The 16,811-nt window shown below is 63.6% G+C and carries 15 protein-coding genes, 1 tRNA gene and 1 pseudogene; 8 read left to right on the plus strand and 9 right to left on the minus strand.

The window, feature by feature from the left end:
- Positions 1–163 precede the first annotated feature (163 nt).
- Positions 164–2,089 (plus strand): transglycosylase SLT domain-containing protein, encoded by a 1,926-nt coding sequence (locus tag DMX11_RS18365; protein ID WP_110745801.1) that lies wholly within the window; start codon positions 164–166, stop codon positions 2,087–2,089.
- 67 nt (positions 2,090–2,156) lie between these two features.
- Here DMX11_RS18365 and DMX11_RS18370 read toward each other — a convergent pair whose 3' ends face one another.
- Both DMX11_RS18370 and DMX11_RS18375 read right to left on the minus strand, forming a co-directional pair.
- Positions 2,157–2,960, minus strand: a complete 804-nt coding sequence (locus tag DMX11_RS18370; protein ID WP_110745802.1) for an MOSC domain-containing protein — start codon at positions 2,958–2,960, stop codon at positions 2,157–2,159.
- A 55-nt stretch (positions 2,961–3,015) separates the two neighbouring features.
- Complete coding sequence (locus DMX11_RS18375) at positions 3,016–3,951, minus strand: chemotaxis protein CheV (protein ID WP_110745803.1); 936 nt, start codon at positions 3,949–3,951, stop codon at positions 3,016–3,018.
- A gap of 351 nt (positions 3,952–4,302) precedes the next feature.
- Here DMX11_RS18375 and DMX11_RS18380 point away from each other — a divergent pair, with 351 nt between their 5' ends.
- The 3 genes from DMX11_RS18380 to DMX11_RS18390 all read left to right on the plus strand — a co-directional run bounded on the left by DMX11_RS18380 (position 4,303) and on the right by DMX11_RS18390 (position 6,724).
- Positions 4,303–4,833 carry a histidine kinase gene (locus tag DMX11_RS18380; RefSeq protein WP_110745845.1) on the plus strand — a complete coding sequence of 177 codons (531 nt, stop codon included), beginning with the start codon at positions 4,303–4,305 and terminating at the stop codon, positions 4,831–4,833.
- A 345-nt stretch (positions 4,834–5,178) separates the two neighbouring features.
- Positions 5,179–6,075: a sensor histidine kinase gene (locus DMX11_RS18385; protein WP_110745804.1), complete on the plus strand. Its 897-nt coding sequence runs from the start codon at positions 5,179–5,181 to the stop codon at positions 6,073–6,075.
- Positions 6,065–6,724 (plus strand): response regulator transcription factor, encoded by a 660-nt coding sequence (locus DMX11_RS18390; RefSeq protein ID WP_110745805.1) that lies wholly within the window; start codon positions 6,065–6,067, stop codon positions 6,722–6,724. Before DMX11_RS18385 ends, DMX11_RS18390 begins: the two co-directional genes overlap by 11 nt.
- Here the strand turns inward: DMX11_RS18390 and yegS are convergent.
- Positions 6,708–7,595, minus strand: coding sequence for a lipid kinase YegS (gene yegS / locus DMX11_RS18395; RefSeq protein ID WP_110745806.1), 888 nt, complete (start codon positions 7,593–7,595; stop codon positions 6,708–6,710). The genes DMX11_RS18390 and yegS overlap by 17 nt on opposite strands.
- 327 nt (positions 7,596–7,922) lie before the next feature.
- Here yegS and DMX11_RS18400 point away from each other — a divergent pair, with 327 nt between their 5' ends.
- On the plus strand, positions 7,923–9,170 hold the full coding sequence (locus tag DMX11_RS18400; RefSeq protein ID WP_110745807.1) for a glycosyltransferase family 4 protein: 1,248 nt from the start codon (positions 7,923–7,925) through the stop codon (positions 9,168–9,170).
- On the opposite strand, the gene glp is transcribed toward DMX11_RS18400, so the two are convergent.
- Together glp and moaB are read right to left on the minus strand one after the other, a co-directional pair.
- Positions 9,159–10,385 (minus strand): gephyrin-like molybdotransferase Glp, encoded by a 1,227-nt coding sequence (glp, locus tag DMX11_RS18405; protein WP_110745808.1) that lies wholly within the window; start codon positions 10,383–10,385, stop codon positions 9,159–9,161. The two genes, DMX11_RS18400 and glp, sit on opposite strands and share 12 nt — an antisense overlap.
- Positions 10,369–10,908, minus strand: a complete 540-nt coding sequence (gene moaB / locus DMX11_RS18410; RefSeq protein ID WP_110745809.1) for a molybdenum cofactor biosynthesis protein B — start codon at positions 10,906–10,908, stop codon at positions 10,369–10,371. The genes glp and moaB overlap by 17 nt, the downstream gene beginning before the upstream one ends.
- Positions 10,909–11,094: 186 nt before the next feature.
- Between moaB and DMX11_RS18415 the strand changes: the two genes are divergently transcribed.
- On the plus strand, positions 11,095–11,316 hold the full coding sequence (locus tag DMX11_RS18415) for a YgdI/YgdR family lipoprotein (protein WP_003248738.1): 222 nt from the start codon (positions 11,095–11,097) through the stop codon (positions 11,314–11,316).
- A gap of 79 nt (positions 11,317–11,395) precedes the next feature.
- Positions 11,396–11,472, plus strand: a tRNA-Pro gene (locus DMX11_RS18420).
- Positions 11,473–11,615: 143 nt separating this feature from the next.
- On the opposite strand, the gene DMX11_RS26500 is transcribed toward DMX11_RS18420, so the two are convergent.
- From DMX11_RS26500 to DMX11_RS18430, 3 genes and pseudogenes are all read right to left on the minus strand, one after another.
- Positions 11,616–12,383 (minus strand): methyl-accepting chemotaxis protein, encoded by a 768-nt coding sequence (locus DMX11_RS26500; RefSeq protein ID WP_371921799.1) that lies wholly within the window; start codon positions 12,381–12,383, stop codon positions 11,616–11,618.
- A gap of 165 nt (positions 12,384–12,548) precedes the next feature.
- Positions 12,549–13,283 (minus strand): annotated as a pseudogene (locus DMX11_RS26505) (methyl-accepting chemotaxis protein); the annotation flags it as partial.
- A gap of 120 nt (positions 13,284–13,403) precedes the next feature.
- Positions 13,404–15,167, minus strand: coding sequence for an ABC transporter transmembrane domain-containing protein (locus DMX11_RS18430; RefSeq protein ID WP_110745846.1), 1,764 nt, complete (start codon positions 15,165–15,167; stop codon positions 13,404–13,406).
- Between the two features lie 209 nt (positions 15,168–15,376).
- Between DMX11_RS18430 and DMX11_RS26075 the strand changes: the two genes are divergently transcribed.
- Complete coding sequence (locus DMX11_RS26075) at positions 15,377–15,550, plus strand: PA1571 family protein (RefSeq protein WP_177410763.1); 174 nt, start codon at positions 15,377–15,379, stop codon at positions 15,548–15,550.
- Positions 15,551–15,612: 62 nt separating this feature from the next.
- On the opposite strand, the gene pdxB is transcribed toward DMX11_RS26075, so the two are convergent.
- The gene (pdxB, locus tag DMX11_RS18435; RefSeq protein WP_110745811.1) at positions 15,613–16,755 is read right to left on the minus strand and encodes a 4-phosphoerythronate dehydrogenase PdxB; all 1,143 of its coding nucleotides are present in this window, start codon (positions 16,753–16,755) and stop codon (positions 15,613–15,615) included.
- Positions 16,756–16,811 lie beyond the last annotated feature (56 nt).

Genomic DNA, 16,811 nt, shown 5'->3' on the forward strand with positions numbered 1-16,811 from the left:
CAGGCCAACCGCCGAGCGGCCGGTGACAGCTGGTCGAACTTAATATCCCGATACAAGCACAGTGCTTTCACCCGCCGCCGGCAAACAGCTAAGCTAAGGCAATAGCTTCCAACAGTGCTGGCTCCGCCGTCACTTCCCCATGGTTCAACTGCCCGGACGTATCATGCGCAGCCGCCTGTTACATATTGCATCCTGCCTGCTGCTTACCGCTGCCACCTGCGCGGCGCAGGCCACTGACCTGACCCTGCAACGCCAGTACTACGACGAGGCCAAGCGTGCGCTGGCCAAGGGCGACAAAGGCCCGTACCTGCGGTACGCCCAGGCCCTAAGCGATTACCCGCTCACCCCGTACCTGGCCTATGACGAACTCACCGCTCGCCTGAAAAGCGCCAGCAACCAGGAAATCGAAGCCTTCCTCGCCAAGCATGGCGACCTGCCCCAGGCCAACTGGATGAAACTGCGCTGGTTGCGCTGGCTGGCCGAACGCGGCGAATGGGACACTTTCGTCAAGTATTACGACCCCAAGCTCAACTTCACCGAACTGGACTGCCTCAACGGCCAGTACCAGCTCAGCCATGGCCTGCGCGCCGAAGGCAACGCCACCGCTGACAAGCTGTGGAACGTGGGCAAGTCACAACCTGCCGCGTGCGATACGCTGTTCGGCATGTGGGCGGCCGAAGGCCAGCTGACCGAAAGCAAGCGCTGGCATCGTACCAAGCTGGCCGCCCAGGCACGCAACTACGGCCTGGCCAACAACCTGGTCAAGACCCTGACCACCCTTGCTCCGCAAGGGCGTCTGCTGGTTGACGTAGCGCAGAAGCCCGAGCTGCTCAACCAGCCATCGCGCTTCACCCCGGCCAACGAAGCGATGGCCGACGTAGTCAGCCTCGGCCTGCGCCGCCTGGCGCGGCAAAATCCGGAGCAGGCCATGGCGCTGCTTGACGATTACGCCCAGCGCATGCACTTTTCCCGCGACGAGAAGGTGGCCATCGCCCGCGAAATCGGCCTGACCCTCGCCCGCCGCTACGACCCGCGCGCGCTCGACCTGATGACCCGCTACGACCCTGAGCTGCGTGACAACACCGTCAGCGAATGGCGCCTGCGCTTGCTGCTGCGCCTGGGCCGCTGGGAAGACGCCTACACGTTGACCAAGCGCCTGCCCCAGGACCTGGCCAGCAGCAGCCGCTGGAAGTACTGGCAGGCACGCAGCCTGGAACTGGCACAGCCGAACAACCCGCAGATCCCGTTGCTGTACAAAACCGTGGCGCGTGAGCGTGATTTCTATGGTTTCCTCGCTGCCGACCGGGCCCAGACCCCGTATCAGTTGAACAACAAGCCGCTGCTGCTGAGCCCGCAACTGGTCAAGAAAGTGCGTAACACACCGGGCATTCAGCGCGCACTGGAATTCCACGCCCGCGGCCAGATCGTCGAAGGGCGCCGCGAGTGGTACCACGTCAGCCGCCACTTCACCCGCGACGAGATGGTCGCCCAGGCCCGTCTGGGTTACGAATTGCGCTGGTACTTCCCGGCCATCCGCACCATCAGCCAGGCGCAGTATTGGGACGACCTGGACATCCGCTTCCCGATGGCCCACCGCGACACCCTCGTGCGTGAAGCCAAGGTGCGCGGCCTGCATTCGAGCTGGGTGTTCGCCATCACCCGCCAGGAAAGTGCCTTCATGGAGGATGCCCGCTCGCCAGTGGGCGCCAGCGGCCTGATGCAGCTCATGCCGGCCACCGCCAAGGAAACCGCGCGCAAGTTCAGCATTCCGCTGGCATCACCGGCACAGGTACTCAACCCGGACAAGAACATCCAGCTGGGTGCAGCCTACCTGAGCCAGGTGCACAGCCAGTTCAACGGCAACCGGGTGCTGGCCTCGGCGGCTTACAACGCCGGGCCGGGGCGCGTTCGCCAGTGGCTCAAAGGGGCCAAGCATCTGAGCTTCGATGTATGGGTGGAGTCGATCCCGTTCGACGAGACCCGCCAGTACGTGCAAAACGTACTGTCGTATTCGGTCATCTACGGGCAAAAGCTGAACTCACCGCAGCCGCTGGTGGACTGGCATGAGCGGTATTTCGATGACATGTGATTGTTGCTGAGCCTGTACCGACCCTATCGCTGGCTTGACGGCGATAGGGTCGGTAACGGCAACATCGCTACTCCAGGACTTCTACCTGCATCCCAACGTCCAACCGCCCGCTGCCATCCACCGCCAGGTTTTGGCCGAACAGCACGTCGCCTTCCTTTTCGCGAAACGTCTTCAGCGTAGCCATAGGCTCACGGTCAGCGCTGCGCTCACCGGTGGCCGGATCGATGGTCGTGAAAATGCACCGCACACTGGGCTTGAGCACCCGGAATTCCAGGCTGCCAATGCGGATGCGTTTCCAGCCATCCTCGGCAAATGGCTCAGCCCCCTGCACCACCAAATTAGGCCGAAACCGCAGCATTTCCATGGGCCGGCCGATACGCCGGCTCAGCTCGTCCAGCGAGCCCTGGCCAATCAGCAGCAACGGGAAACCGTCGGGAAACGCCGCCCGATCACTGTTGAAACCATAACCATTAGGTAGGTAACGCGCACGCTGCTCCGGGCAATGTACCAGGCGAACGGCCTTGCCCAGCAACGCGCTCAACCAACCTGCCGCCGCATCGCCAGCGTCCGGAACGCGCAGGGTATCGCGCCAAATGGTCACGCCACGCAGGGCTTCGTCGGCAGGCGGCACCGCCACGCGCAGCGGCGCCTGCCCCGGGGCCTGCAACAATAACTGGCCATTGTCGTCGTCATGCGCTTCGATGCGGCCAAGCTGTGGCCAGGCGCGCTGGGTCAGGAAGCGTCCGTTTTCTTCCTCCACCACCATCCAGCGCCGGTCACCCTGCAGCCCCAAACAGCCAACCGCTGAAGCCTGCAGACCTTGCGCCCGCCCCGACTTCACCGGGTACCGATACAACTCACTGAGAAACATCCCTGCCGCCTCGCGTCATGCCAAAAGCCAAGCTTATACCTGGCCGGCCCGCGGATCACGCAGAGGCGATGTCCATCAGCAGCCGCTGCTTGACCACGTCGACCAGGCGATCGGGCTGGAACTTGGACAGGAAGTTGTCGCAGCCCACCTTCTTCACCATCGATTCGTTGAAACTGCCCGACAACGAAGTATGCAGCACTACATAGAGCTGACGCAGGCGCGCATCGCTACGAATCTCGGTGGTCAACCGGTAGCCGTCCATTTCCGGCATTTCGGCGTCGGTAAACACCATCAGCAGCTTCTCGCACACGTCCTCGCCGGCATCGGCCCAGCCCTTGAGCATGCGCAGCGCCTTCAGGCCATCACTGGCCACATGCAGCTTCACGCCAAGCTGGGACAGGGTGTCACGCAATTGCGCCAAGGCCACACTGGAGTCGTCTACCAGCAACACTTCGCGGCCACGCGCCCGGGCCAACACTGGATCGGCCAGTTTCTCGCCGGACACCCGTGCGTTGTACGGCACGATCTCGGCCAGCACCTTCTCTACGTCGATCACCTCCACCAACTTTTCGTCGACCTTGGTGATAGCGGTCAGGTAATGCTGGCGTCCGGCACTGGTCGGCGGCGGCATGATCGACTCCCAGTTCATGTTGACGATGCGGTCGACACCGCCCACCAGGAAGGCCTGCACCGACCGGTTGTATTCGGTGACAATGATGGTGCTGTCTGGCCCTGGCTGCAGCGGGCGCATGCCGATCGCCTGGGACAGGTCGATCACCGGCAGCGTCTGCCCGCGCAGGTTTACCACCCCGCACACGAAGGCATGGCGCTGAGGCATCAGGGTCAGCTTGGGCAGTTGCAGGACTTCCTGCACCTTGAACACGTTGATCGCGAACAACTGCCGACCGGCCAGGCGAAACATCAGGATTTCCAGGCGGTTCTCACCCACCAGTTGCGTGCGTTGGTCTACCGTGTCGAGAATGCCTGCCATTGAAAAGCCCCCAGGCTTGAGTCGAGAAAAGTAAAATCATCCACCCTGTATCGGCGGCTTCACGCACACCTTGACCCTTGCGGGAAAATGCCACGCAACTAATTGATATCACTTTAACATCATGCTTAACTCAGGACACTGACGGGTCAATCAAGCACCTGATAAAAGTTCCCAAGCTGGGCCGCTTATCGGGGAAACCCTTACCGGTAATCAGGTGCAACCTGATATTCGCGATATCCTTTAGCCATTAATGTGACGCCATTCTCATTGCATGAATGGAGTCAGGCTTTTGCTAGCTATCGTTTCGGCGTGCCCATCCCCTGCGCCCATGCCACCCGCGGGGCGCTGATGGTGGACTCTGCCTTATCGTTCGATGAAGCCTTGCGGGGTTTTCTGCTGGATGCCCAAGTGCTACTGACCCAGGCGCATGAATGCCTGCGGCATCTGGAACTGATCGACAACGATCCGGATGCCTGCCGCTGCCTGGAAAATACCCTCGACGGCCTCGCTCGCCAGGCCACACGCCTGGGCCTGCGTGAAGTAGCGCATTACTCAAGTGCCCTGCAGCAGTTGCTCGCCCCGGCCTGCCACGGCGGCTGTCTGCAACGAGAAGCCCTGCCAGCGGTACAGGCCTGCCTTACCCTGCTGGCGTGGCAGTTGGAGCTGGTCGACCCCCGGACCGGGCGGCTTAACCTGGACATCGGCGAACAGTTGGTCTTGCTGGGCGAGTTGGCCAAAGCCGTGCAGCAACCCTTCGCGCCGGCCTGTGCCGCTTGCGATGAGCACGGTAGCCCTTGCATTCATCCGCATGCTGACGTGGCAGCCGGCACGCGTACCGGGCGCCTGCCCCCGTCGCATCAACCTGCAGCCAAGGGCAACTAAGTACGTGTATCCCAGCCCGGCACCGGTCGAACTTGGAAAGTTCTGCAAGTTCTTCGTGGGCGAAGTTGCACCGTTGCCACGCTAGTTGCCGAACGGTGCGCAGCACTCGATTCAAGGGTGGCACTTTGCTACCCGAAAATGCCCGACCAGTCTGCGTTTCAAAGGGTTTCCCAGCCGCGACCGATGCAATCCGAAGTGGTAACATGCGCCCCCACAAACGCTTGCGAGCCGCACAAAAGTTGCAAGATCACGCGTTCAGAAAAACATCGAAAGTACTGCGCCAAAGCCTCTGACCAGCATTGTGCAAGGCCCACCATCAGCAATACTTCAGTGGCTTCCCTAACTATGTTCCCACGCTTGAAGACTACTTTGCGTTGCGTCTCCCGCACGGCCCTGCTGCGCTGGGCAACGGCCGGGCTGTGGGTGGCCTCGCTGGGGGCCAATGTGGCGCTGTCCCTGGCCAGCCAGGCGATCCCGGCCAGCTTGCTGCTGCTGCAACTGGCCGCCACGGTGGGCGCCGCCGTGCAGCTGGGCTTGGGCGCCAGGTCGATCAGCCTGCGCCCGGCAGAACTGGCCGAGCGCATGCTCAAGGTGCAGGAAGATGAACGTCAGCACCTGAGCCGGGAGCTGCACGACGACATCGGCCAGTCGCTCACCGCTGCCAAGCTGCAATTGCAATGGCTGCAACGGCGCATGCCCGACGAACTGCAAGGCCACTGCGACGCCCTGCGCAATACCCTGGATGCCACCCTGGGCAACGTGCGCGACGTATCCGCCCTGCTCAACCCTCGGCAGTTGGCCAGCCTTGGCCTGGAAGCCAGCCTTCGCGCCCATCTGGTACGCACCCTGGCCAGCTCCAACGTGCATTGGAGCCTGGCTTGCAACCAGCGCCTGGGCGGCATTGACGAGGCAGTGGCCATGGCCGTGTTCCGTATCACCCAAGAGGCGGTTACCAACATGCTGCGCCACGCCAAGGCACACAATCTGGTCATCCGCCTGCAGCGCACGCCCGAGGGGCTGGCGCTGGGGATCCACGATGATGGCGTGGGCTTTGTGCCCGTTCGCCACCCGGCCGAAGCCGGCCAGCGCGGCCTGGCCGGCATGCAGGAGCGGGTAACCGCGCTGCAGGGTAGCCTCGACATCACCAGCCAGCCTGGCCTCGGCACGCAGATCGAGGCGATGTTTCCCTGGCCGCCGCGCACCCAGCAACGCGCCCGGAGTAGTGCCGCCCATGACCTGTAGACTGCTTTTGGTAGACGATCACTCACTGATCCGCGCCGGGGTGCGCGCACTGGTCTGCGACATCCCAGGCTATGAAGTGATCGGCGAAGCCGACGATGGCAGCCAACTGCTGGATCAGGTTCGCACGCTGGCGCCTGACATTGTCTTGCTGGACATCTCGATGCGTTCGACCAGCGGCCTGGATGCCCTCACTCACCTGCGGGCCAGCGGCAACACCTGCAAGGTGCTGATCCTGTCGATGCATACCGATCCGGACCTGATCATGCGCGCGCTGGAAAGCGGTGCCCAGGGTTACTTGCTCAAGGACACCAGTGCCACTGAACTGGAGCAAGCACTGGTGGCAGTGCGTAACGGCGAGCGCTACCTAAGCCCGGCCATCGCCCACACGGTCATCAACCAGGCACTGCGGCACTCCAGGCAGGGCAAGCAAGTGGCCGGCGAACGGCACACACTGACTGCGCGGCAGCTGGAAATCCTGCGCCTCATCGTGCGGGGTAAATCGACCCGGGAAATCGCTGCGGGCCTGAGCCTCTCGATCAAGACCGTGGAAACCCACCGCTCGCAGATCATGAAGCGCCTGCAGATTCATGACGTGGCAGGCCTGGTGCTGTTCGCCGTGCGCGAGAAGATCATCAGCCTGGACGACTGAGCAACGGCGACCCGGCCGGCAAGTGCAGGCGCAACGCTGCGGGCCGGGCCTGGAAACGCAGGTTGTCAGCCTGCAAGGGTTCGCCATCGAGATTGATATCCAGCCCCTGGGAGCTCTTGATCTCGACCCAAGGCAACCTCGCCCGGACGAACAGGCCGTCGCCAGCCAACAGGTCGCGTAACGCCCCGACCACCTCTTGCGGTGCAGGCAGGATGGCGATATCGAGCAAGCCGTCGTTGACCACCGCCTCGGGGCACAGCACTTGCCCACCGCCAGCCTGGCGGCCATTACCGATACCCAGCGCCAGCAGTGGCCCCTGCCAGTGAAATTCCGGCCCTTGCAGCTCTACCGACGCGGCCTCCAGTTCACTGAAGCGCGACAAGCCGGTGAACAGGTAGGCAGCAGCACCCAGCACTTTCTTCAGGTCTTCGGAGGTATTGGCCGTGACCTGGCTGCCAAAGCCGCCCGTGGCCATGTTCAGGAACAGTTGGTCGCCGGCCTGCCCCAGGTCTATCGGCTGGGGGTCGACATTCAGCAGGGCCAGCGCCGAAGCTGGCTCCAGGGGGATACCGGCAGCCTTGGCGAAATCGTTGGCCGTGCCCAGCGGCAGCAAGACCAGGCTGGCATCGGTACCCGCCTGGCCCATGGCCTCGGCCACATCACGCAACGTGCCATCGCCACCACCGGCGACGATATGCGTGTAGCCCGCCGCCAGCGCCTCGCCCACCAGGCGCTGCGCGTCACCCGCCTCCCAGGTAACCCGCACATCGAGCACCCAGCCGCTGTCGCGCAGGTCGCTCACGGCACTGCGCAACTCTTCGTTCATTGCCTGCTTGCCATGCAGGACCAGCATTGCCTTGCGCTCTTGCATGTGCGCGTCTCCGTGAAGTTGGCCAACCCCTATCTCGACCACAGGCATACAGGGATCGTTGCATGCGCGCCGAAAAACAGGGTCTCCGGGCTCAGGAAAATGATGGCATTTTTCACACGGCCGGCAATGCCCGGCTATGCTCTGCTAATGAACCTTTGACAAGTTTTTGACCTGAGCAGGGAATCAACTCAGGCGAGTCAGCCTTTTGACTTTCCGATGCCCAGCCCTGCCTCGATCTTAGCCATGGACGCGCCCCCCGGCAGTGTTGCCTGAACACTGCCGCGGGCGCGTCTTGCCATCTGCTGCCGTCAATGAGGATTCCGGGTCATGCGCATTCTCTGGACACTGCCTTACCTGCCCTGGCCAACCACCAGCGGCAGCAAGACCCGGCAATACCACCTGCTGCGTGCACTGGCCCAGCGGGGCCACCGAATTACCTTGCTGGTGCAGTCGAAAATCCCCCTCAACGACAGCGCGCGCGATGCGTTGGAACCGTTGCTCGAGCGCTTGATCGTTGTGCCGCGGCGGCCGCTGCACAGCCCGCTCAACCTGCTGGCCTCACCGATCATCGACTACCCCATGCGGGCGATCATCAACGGCTTGTCGCCTTGCCTGCGGCATCGCTTCGAACAACTGCTGGACGAAGCTTGGGACGTGATCCAGATCGAGCACAGCTACAGTTTCCAACCTTTCGAAAAGGCCCTGCAGGCCCGCGGTGTGCCCTACATGCTCAGCGAGCACACCCTGGAGTCGGTCATGGGTGGCGCCTGCCACGACCGCCTGCCGCTGTGGCTGCGACCGCTCAACGCATTCGACCGCTGGCGCTACCGGCGCTGGGAGCACCGCGTGCTGCGCCAGCCCACCGAGCTGGTGGCAGTGAGTGCCCACGATGCCGAGCTGATTGCGCAGATCAGCGGGCGCCCGGTCAACGTGGTGGTCAATGGCGTGGACTGTGATTTCTATCAGCACGTACAACCTGCACTGCACAGCCAGCGCCTGTTGTTTGTCGGCAATTTCGAGTATGGCGCCAACCTGGAGGCCATAGAATGGGCGCTGGAAGATATCATGCCGCAAGTGTGGATGAGCAACCCTGCGGTTCGCCTGGCCATCGCCGGGCATGCCATGCCCGCCAGCTGGAAACTGCACTGGAACGACCCGCGCATCGAATGGTTTGGTTACCGCCCCGACCTGCGAGAGCTGCAACGGCGCTCGGCACTGTTCTTCGCCCCCCTGCGCTACGCCGGTGGTTCGAAGGTGAAGATTCTCGAAGCGATGGCTGCCGGCTTGCCGGTGATCACCACCGGCAAAGGCGTTTCAGGCCTGGCTGCGAACAATGGCGAACACTACCTCGGCAGTGATGATGGTGACCAACTGGCGTTGCTGATCACCCAACTGCTCAACCAGCCTTGGCGCATGAGCCAGTTGAGCGATGCCGGTCGCCAGTTCGCCCGCCAGCGTCACGACTGGCGCGTAGCCGCCCAGCAGCTGGAAAACGTGCACATGCGCCTGACCCAGACAGCGCCGGCCGAAGCCGCACCGCTGGGTGGTTCCTGGCTAGGCCGCTCAGCCAAGTAGCTCGCTGAAAGGGATGAAGGGGACGCTGTCGCCCGGTTTCGGCGTACTGCCTTCGCGCACTTCCACCAGCCCTTCGGCCCAGGCTGCGCTACGCAACACACCCGAGCTCTGGTTCTTGTAGATGCGCACCTGGCCCTGCTCGATGCGCGCACGCAAGTATTCGCGGCGCGTACCAGGTTTGGGCCAGTCAAAACCCGCCGGCATGTCGAAACGCAGGGGGGTCACATCGGCCACCCCCTGGCGCCGCAACAGGTACGGACGGGTCAGCAGGCCGAAGGTAACCAGGGTCGACGCTGGGTTACCCGGCAGGCCGATCACCGGCACACCCTGGAAGTGGCCAAAGGTCAGCGGCTTGCCCGGCTTGATCGCCAGCTTCCACAACGCCAGCTCACCGGCTTCGCGCAGGGCAGCCCCGAGGTAGTCGGCCTCGCCCACCGAAACCCCGCCGGTGGAGAGGATCAGGTCGACATCGCCCAACCCGGCCAGGCACGCGCAGGTACGCGCCAGGTCATCGGGCAGGATCCCTGCGTCAACCACGTCGCAACCCAGCCGCTGCAACCAGCTGACCAGCAACCGGCGGTTGCTGTTGTAGATTTGCCCGGGGCCCAGCGGCAGGCCAGGCTCGACCAGCTCGTCACCTGTGGACAGCACCGCTACCTTCACCTTGCGCACCACGTCCAGACTGCCATGCCCCAGGGTCGCAGCCAGGCCCAGTTCGATCGGGCCAAGGCGGGTGCCCGCGCTCATCACCTGTTCACCCTTGCGGGTTTCCTGGCCCTGTGGGCGAATGTTCTGTTCAGCCTGCAGCGCTGCAAGGAAGCGCACCCGGCCATCCTCGAGTACTTCGGTGTTTTCCTGCATCTCGACGCAGTCGGCACCTTCCGGCACGGGTGCACCGGTAAAGATCCGCGCACAGGTGCCCGGCTGCAGCGGCTGCGGCGCATGGCCGGCGAAAACCCGCTGGCTGACCTGCAGCGGCTCGCCATGCCAGTCGGCCAGGCGTAACGCATAACCATCCATGGCGCTGTTCGGCCAGGGCGGCAGGTCGAGCGAGGCCACCAGGTCGCAGGCCAACACGCGGCCTTCGGCCGCCGCCAGTGGCACGTTCTCGGTCTCGCGGATCGGTGCGGCCGCGGCCAGCGCCAGCAGTTGCTCCAGAGCCTGCTCAACCGGCATCAGAGGCCGAGCCTGGTGGGCCTCAGCCACGGCTGTCACAGGCCGCTGCCTGCTTCAGGTGCGCCACGAAGTTGCACGGGCGATGGCGGGCGTCGAGCTGCTCGGCAAGGATACCGTCCCAACCGGTACGTACTGCATTGGTCGACCCCGGCAGGCAGCACACCAGGGTGCCGTTGGCCAGCCCGGCAAGGGCTCGCGACTGCACGGTGGAGGTACCGATGTCGGGTACGGAAATCTGCCGGAACAACTCACCAAAGCCGTCCACCTGCTTGTCCAGGAGGCAGGCCACGGCCTCGGGGGTGCTGTCGCGGCCGGTAAAACCAGTACCCCCCGTAATCAGCACGACCTGCACGGTGTCGTCGGCGATCCAGGTAGCGACCTGAGCGCGAATCTTGTACAAGTCGTCCTTGAGCAGCACGCGTTCGGCCAAACGGTGGCCGGCTGCGCTCAAGCGGTCGACGAACATCTGGCCGGAAGTGTCGGTGTCGAAGGTGCGGGTGTCGCTGACCGTGAGCACGGCGATGTTCAGCGGCACGAAGGGGGTATCTGCCTTGGCTTTCATGGGTGTCGGTCACCAGAAGATGGATGGCCGCAGTTATATCACAGCGCACCTTTTACCGCGTTGCAGCCGTCGGGGTTGCGCTGGGTCAAGAGCACGGATTTGTCGCTATGCTGCACTTGGAATGAACTTGCACTAACGTCTCGCGTCATAAATGTCATCTAGCACCATCGCACTTGGAGAAACACGATGATCAAACGGACCCTTCCTGCCTTTTTGCTCGCTTTGGGCCTGGGCGCTCTTGCCGGCTGCTCGACCCCAACCGTCATCACCCTCAACGATGGCCGCGAGATCCAGGCAACGGATAAACCGTCCTACGACGAAGACTCCGGCTTCTATGAATTCGAGCAACTGGACGGCAAGCGCACGCGCTTGAACAAGGACCAGATCCGCACCGTCAAGGAGCTCTGACCCGCGCCCCGTTTGGCAATCACCCTTTAAACAACAAGGGCTTGCCGGCCAAAACGGGATGCAGTAGGATTTTCTTCATCGGAGTGTAGCGCAGCCAGGTAGCGCGTCTCGTTCGGGACGAGAAGGCCGCAGGTTCGAATCCTGTCTCTCCGACCAGATCCTGCTCAATCAGCCCGCCTTGTGCGGGCTTTTTGTCGTCTCCGAAAAATGCATCCGCCGGGGGCTGGTCTTGCCTAAAGGCGCTTTGCGGCCGACCGCGACACCCGGCTCTACCGGGGCCGTGTTGGGCGTGCAATCGCTTAAGCGGTCAGGCGCGAAGTCACTTCACCCAGTTGCCCCGACAAGCCATGCAGGCGTTGGCCGGCCTGTTCGGTATGCTGCACCGCTGCCTGGTTGGCCGTGGCGATTCGGGTAATTTCGATCAGGTTGCGGGAAATGTCTTCGGCCACGCTGGTCTGCTCTTCGGCCGCCGTGGCGATCTGCCGGTTCATGTCGCGGATTGCTTCCACGGCCTGGGTGATGCGCTGCAGCATCTGCCCGGCCTGCTCGACCTGTTCAGCCCCTTCCTGGCTGCGCTGCTGGCCACTTTCGATGGCCTTGACCGCTTCCACTGCTCCTGACTGCACTGCTTCGATGATCTGGTGAATCTCGGCAATCGAGGCTGCCGTACGTTGGGCCAGGCTACGCACTTCATCTGCGACCACCGCGAACCCGCGCCCGGCTTCGCCGGCACGGGCCGCTTCGATGGCTGCGTTGAGCGCCAGCAGGTTGGTCTGCTCGGCAATGCCGCGGATCACTTCCAGCACTTTGCCAATGCGCGTGCTGTCATGCTCCAGGTCGCGGATCACCGCCGCCGTGCCGGCAATCTCGCGGTTGACCAGGCCAATGATGTCGATGGTTTGCTGCATCACCTGCTCGCCAGCCTGGGCGCTGTGGTCGGCGTCGTCCGCCGCGCGCGCAGCTTCGGCGGCGTGGCGTGCGACTTCCTGGGCGGTGGCGGACATTTCGTGCATGGCCGTGGCCACCTGGTCGGTGCGCTGGAACTGGTCGTGGGTGCCACGGGCCATGTCACCGGCAATGCTGCGCAACTGGCCACTGGCGCCTTCCAGTTCCTGGGCGTTGTCCTGCAGCCGGCCAACGGTGTCGGCAAGGAAGTCGCGCAAGGTATTGGCTGCCCGCGCCAGGCGCCCCAGCTCGTCCTCGCGGCGGCTATCGACCCGCGCGGCAAAACAGCCCTGGCTGAGCTGCGCAACGTACTCGATCAACTGGCGAATCGGCTCGATCAGGTTTCGGTTGAGCAGCCACAGGCTGAGCAATCCCACCAACAGCGCCGACGCCAGCATCACCAGCACGCCCAGCCAGACCGTGCGCTCGGCACTGGCACTGATGCTGGCTGCACGCTGGCGGGCATCGCCACGTAACTGCTCGACCAGTTCGCTCATCTGTTCACTGGCCGCACGGTCCACACCCTTCACTGCCTGGTCGCCGGCTACCGGGTCGCCACCCGCAGCGATAAACGCCTGGCGGCCCTGTTCATAGGCACGGCCCAACTGCTGGTGGCTGTCACGCAACTGCTGCAGCGGCGCCTTGAGGCTGGCGTCGCTGCTGTCGATCAACTGCCCCAGCAGCTGTTGCACCTGTTGCTCACGCGCCTGGAACTGCTGCCAGTACTTGTCCAGCTCGGCCGGCTGGCGCCCGCGCAGCAGCACGTTCTTCCATTCCTGCACCTGGATCTTGAACTGCAGGTTGGCTTCGTCGATCAATTGCGAAGCCCGCAGAGGCCCGTCGACCAGCTCGGCATAACCGCGCACGCTGGACGACAGGAACTGGAAACACACCAGGGCGATCAGCAGCATCGCCACCAGACTGCCACCGAGCAGCGAGAGAATTTGCACTCTGAGGGATTTACGCAACATCGAGGGTCTCGGAACCAGAGGGGAAGGCTGAGGCCGCTGGGCGGCCCCCATGACTGGCAGGCCAAAAAAAAGCTGCCATCAAGCAATGGCAGCCAGGTCGAGCACTTACGCAACAGTTGGGGCAGATACTCTCAAGCAATTGCTACAGAAATATTACAAAGCCACGACATCCTAGCCACTGGTGAACTGCAAAGCCGCCAGCCGTGCATACAGCGGGCTGTCTTCGATCAACTGACGGTGGGTACCCACTGCCACCAGCCGGCCCTGGTCGATGACAGCGATGCGTTCGGCATGCTGTACGGTGGCCAGGCGATGGGCGATGACCAGCGTGGTACGCCCGGCCATCAGGCTGGGTAACGCTTGCTGGATCAGGTATTCGCTTTGCGCGTCGAGTGCGCTGGTGGCTTCGTCCAGCAACAGGATCGGCGCATCGACCAGCAAGGCCCGGGCAATCGCAAGGCGCTGACGCTGGCCACCGGACAGGCCTATGCCGCCCTCCCCCAGCGGTGTCTGGTAGCCCTGCGGCAATTGCCGGATGAATTCGTCGGCATGGGCACCGCGGGCCGCGGCTTCGACTTCGGCCAATGTCGCGGCGGGCCGGCCATAGCGGATGTTGGCCTCGACGGTGCCACGAAACAGCGCGGGGTTCTGGGCAACCAGGGCGAACTGTTGGCGCAGTTGGTCCGGGTGCAGTTCGGTCAGCGGCTGGCCATCGAGCAGGATGCGCCCCTGCTGAGGGTCGTAAAAGCGCAGCAGCAGGTCGAACAAGGTCGACTTGCCTGCCCCAGAAGGGCCTACCAAGGCAACGGTCTGCCCGGGCTCGATGGCCAGGCTCAGACCGTCGACCGCCGCCACCGTGGGCCGTGAAGGGTAGGCGAACACCACCTCCTCCAGATCGATACGGCCCCGGGCCCGCTGCTGGGGCGGCACCTGTGCCGCGGCGGGAGGCAAGATGGCACTGCGCGCCGCCAGCAGTTCGGCAATGCGCTCGGCGGCGCCCGCGGCACGCTGCAGCTCGCCGATCACCTCGCTGAGGGTGCCGAAGGCGCTGCCGACAATCAGGCTGTAAAACACGAATGCCGCCAGCTCGCCTGCGGAAATCCGCCCAGCGATCACATCCATGCCACCGACCCACAGCATCACCCCCACGGCGCCCAGCACCAACACGATCACCAGGGTGATCAGCCAGGCACGCTGGGCGATCCGTTTGCGCGCCACATCAAATGCCGCCTCGACCGTACCGGCAAAAAGTTGGCGGTCGTGCGCTTGGTGGTTGTAGGCCTGCACGGTCTTGATCTGCCCAAGGGTCTCGGCCACATAGCTGCCCACATCGGCAACCCGGTCCTGGCTCTGCCGCGACAGGCTGCGGACCCGGCGGCCGAACAGCAAAATCGGCGCCAGCACCAATGGCAATGCCACGACCACAATGCTGGTGAGCTTGGGATTGGTGATGAACAGCAGCACCACCCCGCCGATGACCATCAACGCGTTGCGCAAGAACATCGACAGCGACGAACCAATGACCGATTGCAACAGGGTGGTGTCTGCCGTCAGCCGCGACTGGATCTCCGAGCTGCGGTTGTCTTCGAAAAAGCCCGGATGCAGGCCGATCAGGTGGTCGAACACGGCACGCCGGATGTCCGCCACACAGCGCTCGCCAATCCACGAAACCAAGTAGAAGCGGCTGAAGGTGCCGACCGCCAGGGCCAGCACCAGCAGCAGGAACAGCCCGATAGTCTGGTTGAGCTGGTGTGCGGAGCGGGTCATGAAGCCTTGGTCTACCAACAGGCGGATGCCCTGGCCCATCGACAGGGTGATGGCAGCAGTCACCACCAGCGCCAGCAAGGCCAGCAGCATCTGCCTGCGGTACGGGCGAACGAACTGCCAGGCCAGACGCAAGGCGCGGCGTTGACGCGGGGAAACCGATTCGGGCATGACGACGACCACAGTGGTGGAGAAGCCGCAGACTACCACTCATCAGCGCCAGGGGAACGCTTGCAGGCTGCTATAGCCTATCGATATAACCAGGGTCTGGAGCTTTGACCGCGTTTCTGTTGGACTGGTACTGCCGTGATACGGGCATCGTCACAGGCCAGTCACGGTGCAAGGCTACCCTGAGCTTCCACCTGATGAGGAGACCATGCATGAGCTTGCAGCATAGCAGCGACAACCAGCAGCCCCGGCCGACCCCGCAACCACAGGTGTGCGGTTCGATCATCGACGCCCAGGGGCGCGAGGTACCGATCACCGAGCAGATGATCCAGCAGGCGTGCAAGGCCCTGGAACAAAGCCGGGCCGAGCGTGTACGCAAAGGTTGATCGGCGAATTCCTTGTAACCCGGCGCTTGCGCCGGGTTTTTATTTGCCTGGATACGGTGGTATCAGACCACTACCCCACCCAGGGCACTGACCAGTTGCGCCAGCTGCGGCGACTCGCCACGCAAGCGCACTGCCAAGCCCTCGATCTCGCGCCGCGGCGGGTATTGCTTGCGCAACTGGTCGAACGCCGTGCGCTGTTGCTGCGGGTCATCGCTCAGGCTGCGGCGGAAATCGGCATCATCGCGACGCGGGTCGTAGACGGCGCGGCATAGCGTAGCCAAGGCCCAAGCCGGGTCGGACGCAGCATCCAGTTCAATTTGCGCCAGCGGCGGTCGCGGGAGAAGGTCGGCCAGTTGTACCTGCTCGTCCACCTCCAGGAAGCGGCACAGCGCCTGGTAGATCTGCGCCGTACCGCGCTGGCGGCCATCGAGGCTATAGCCGGCGATGTGCGGCGAAGCCAGAGTGCACAGGTCGGCCAGTTGCAGGTCGACTTGCGGCTCGCCTTCCCACACATCCAGCACCGCATGCACGTCTTCACGGTCCAGCAGCAGCTCGCGCAGGGCGGCGTTGTCCACTACCGGCCCCCGGCTGGCATTGACCAGCCAGGCACCTGGGCGCAACTGCTTCAGTTGCGCCTGGCCCAGCAAGTGCCAGGTCGGGTGCTCGCCGCCGCGTTGCAACGGGGTATGCAGACTGATCACATCGCACTGCTGGAGGATGGTTTCGAGGCTGACATAGTCACCGCCCTCGGCGGCCTGACGCAGCGGGTCGCACACCAGCACTTTCCAGCCCAGGCCGTGCAGTACCCGCACCAGGCGGCCCCCTACCTCACCTGCCCCGACCACACCGTAGACACGCTGGGGCAGCGCCACGCCGTCCAGCTCGGCCAGGGTCAGCAGGCTGCCCAGCACATAGTCGACCACGCCGCGGGCGTTGCAGCCTGGTGCGCTGCTCCAGCGGATGCCGGCTTCGGCAAAGTAGTCCAGGTCGAGGTGATCGGTACCGATGGTGCAGGTACCGACGAAGCGTACGCGGCTGCCTTCGAGCAATTGCCGATCGACCTTGGTCACTGAGCGCACCAGGAGGATATCGGCGTCCTTGACGCTGGCGGCATCGAGACTTCGGCCGGGGTAGCGGCGTATTTCACCGAAACCCTGGAAGAAGGCATCGAGCAGCGGGATGTTCTCGTCGGCAACTATCAGCATGGCGCTCTCCTGTCTGGGGAACGCAGTGTAGGCGCAACGTCGGGCGCGTTCCAGAG

The organism is Pseudomonas sp. LB-090624 (assembly GCF_003205205.1).
Classification (GTDB): domain Bacteria; phylum Pseudomonadota; class Gammaproteobacteria; order Pseudomonadales; family Pseudomonadaceae; genus Aquipseudomonas.

Coding starts and splice junctions, on each gene's coding strand:
- DMX11_RS26075 (WP_177410763.1), top strand. CDS start 15,377: ATGAGCTTGCAGCATAGCAGCGACAACCAGCAGCCCCGGCCGACCCCG.
- pdxB (WP_110745811.1), bottom strand. CDS start 16,755: ATGCTGATAGTTGCCGACGAGAACATCCCGCTGCTCGATGCCTTCTTC.
- DMX11_RS18400 (WP_110745807.1), top strand. CDS start 7,923: ATGCGCATTCTCTGGACACTGCCTTACCTGCCCTGGCCAACCACCAGC.
- DMX11_RS18375 (WP_110745803.1), bottom strand. CDS start 3,951: ATGGCAGGCATTCTCGACACGGTAGACCAACGCACGCAACTGGTGGGT.
- moaB (WP_110745809.1), bottom strand. CDS start 10,908: ATGAAAGCCAAGGCAGATACCCCCTTCGTGCCGCTGAACATCGCCGTG.
- DMX11_RS18385 (WP_110745804.1), top strand. CDS start 5,179: ATGTTCCCACGCTTGAAGACTACTTTGCGTTGCGTCTCCCGCACGGCC.
- yegS (WP_110745806.1), bottom strand. CDS start 7,595: ATGCAAGAGCGCAAGGCAATGCTGGTCCTGCATGGCAAGCAGGCAATG.
- DMX11_RS18430 (WP_110745846.1), bottom strand. CDS start 15,167: ATGCCCGAATCGGTTTCCCCGCGTCAACGCCGCGCCTTGCGTCTGGCC.
- DMX11_RS18390 (WP_110745805.1), top strand. CDS start 6,065: ATGACCTGTAGACTGCTTTTGGTAGACGATCACTCACTGATCCGCGCC.
- DMX11_RS26500 (WP_371921799.1), bottom strand. CDS start 12,383: ATGGCCCGTGGCACCCACGACCAGTTCCAGCGCACCGACCAGGTGGCC.
- DMX11_RS18365 (WP_110745801.1), top strand. CDS start 164: ATGCGCAGCCGCCTGTTACATATTGCATCCTGCCTGCTGCTTACCGCT.
- DMX11_RS18415 (WP_003248738.1), top strand. CDS start 11,095: ATGATCAAACGGACCCTTCCTGCCTTTTTGCTCGCTTTGGGCCTGGGC.
- DMX11_RS18370 (WP_110745802.1), bottom strand. CDS start 2,960: ATGTTTCTCAGTGAGTTGTATCGGTACCCGGTGAAGTCGGGGCGGGCG.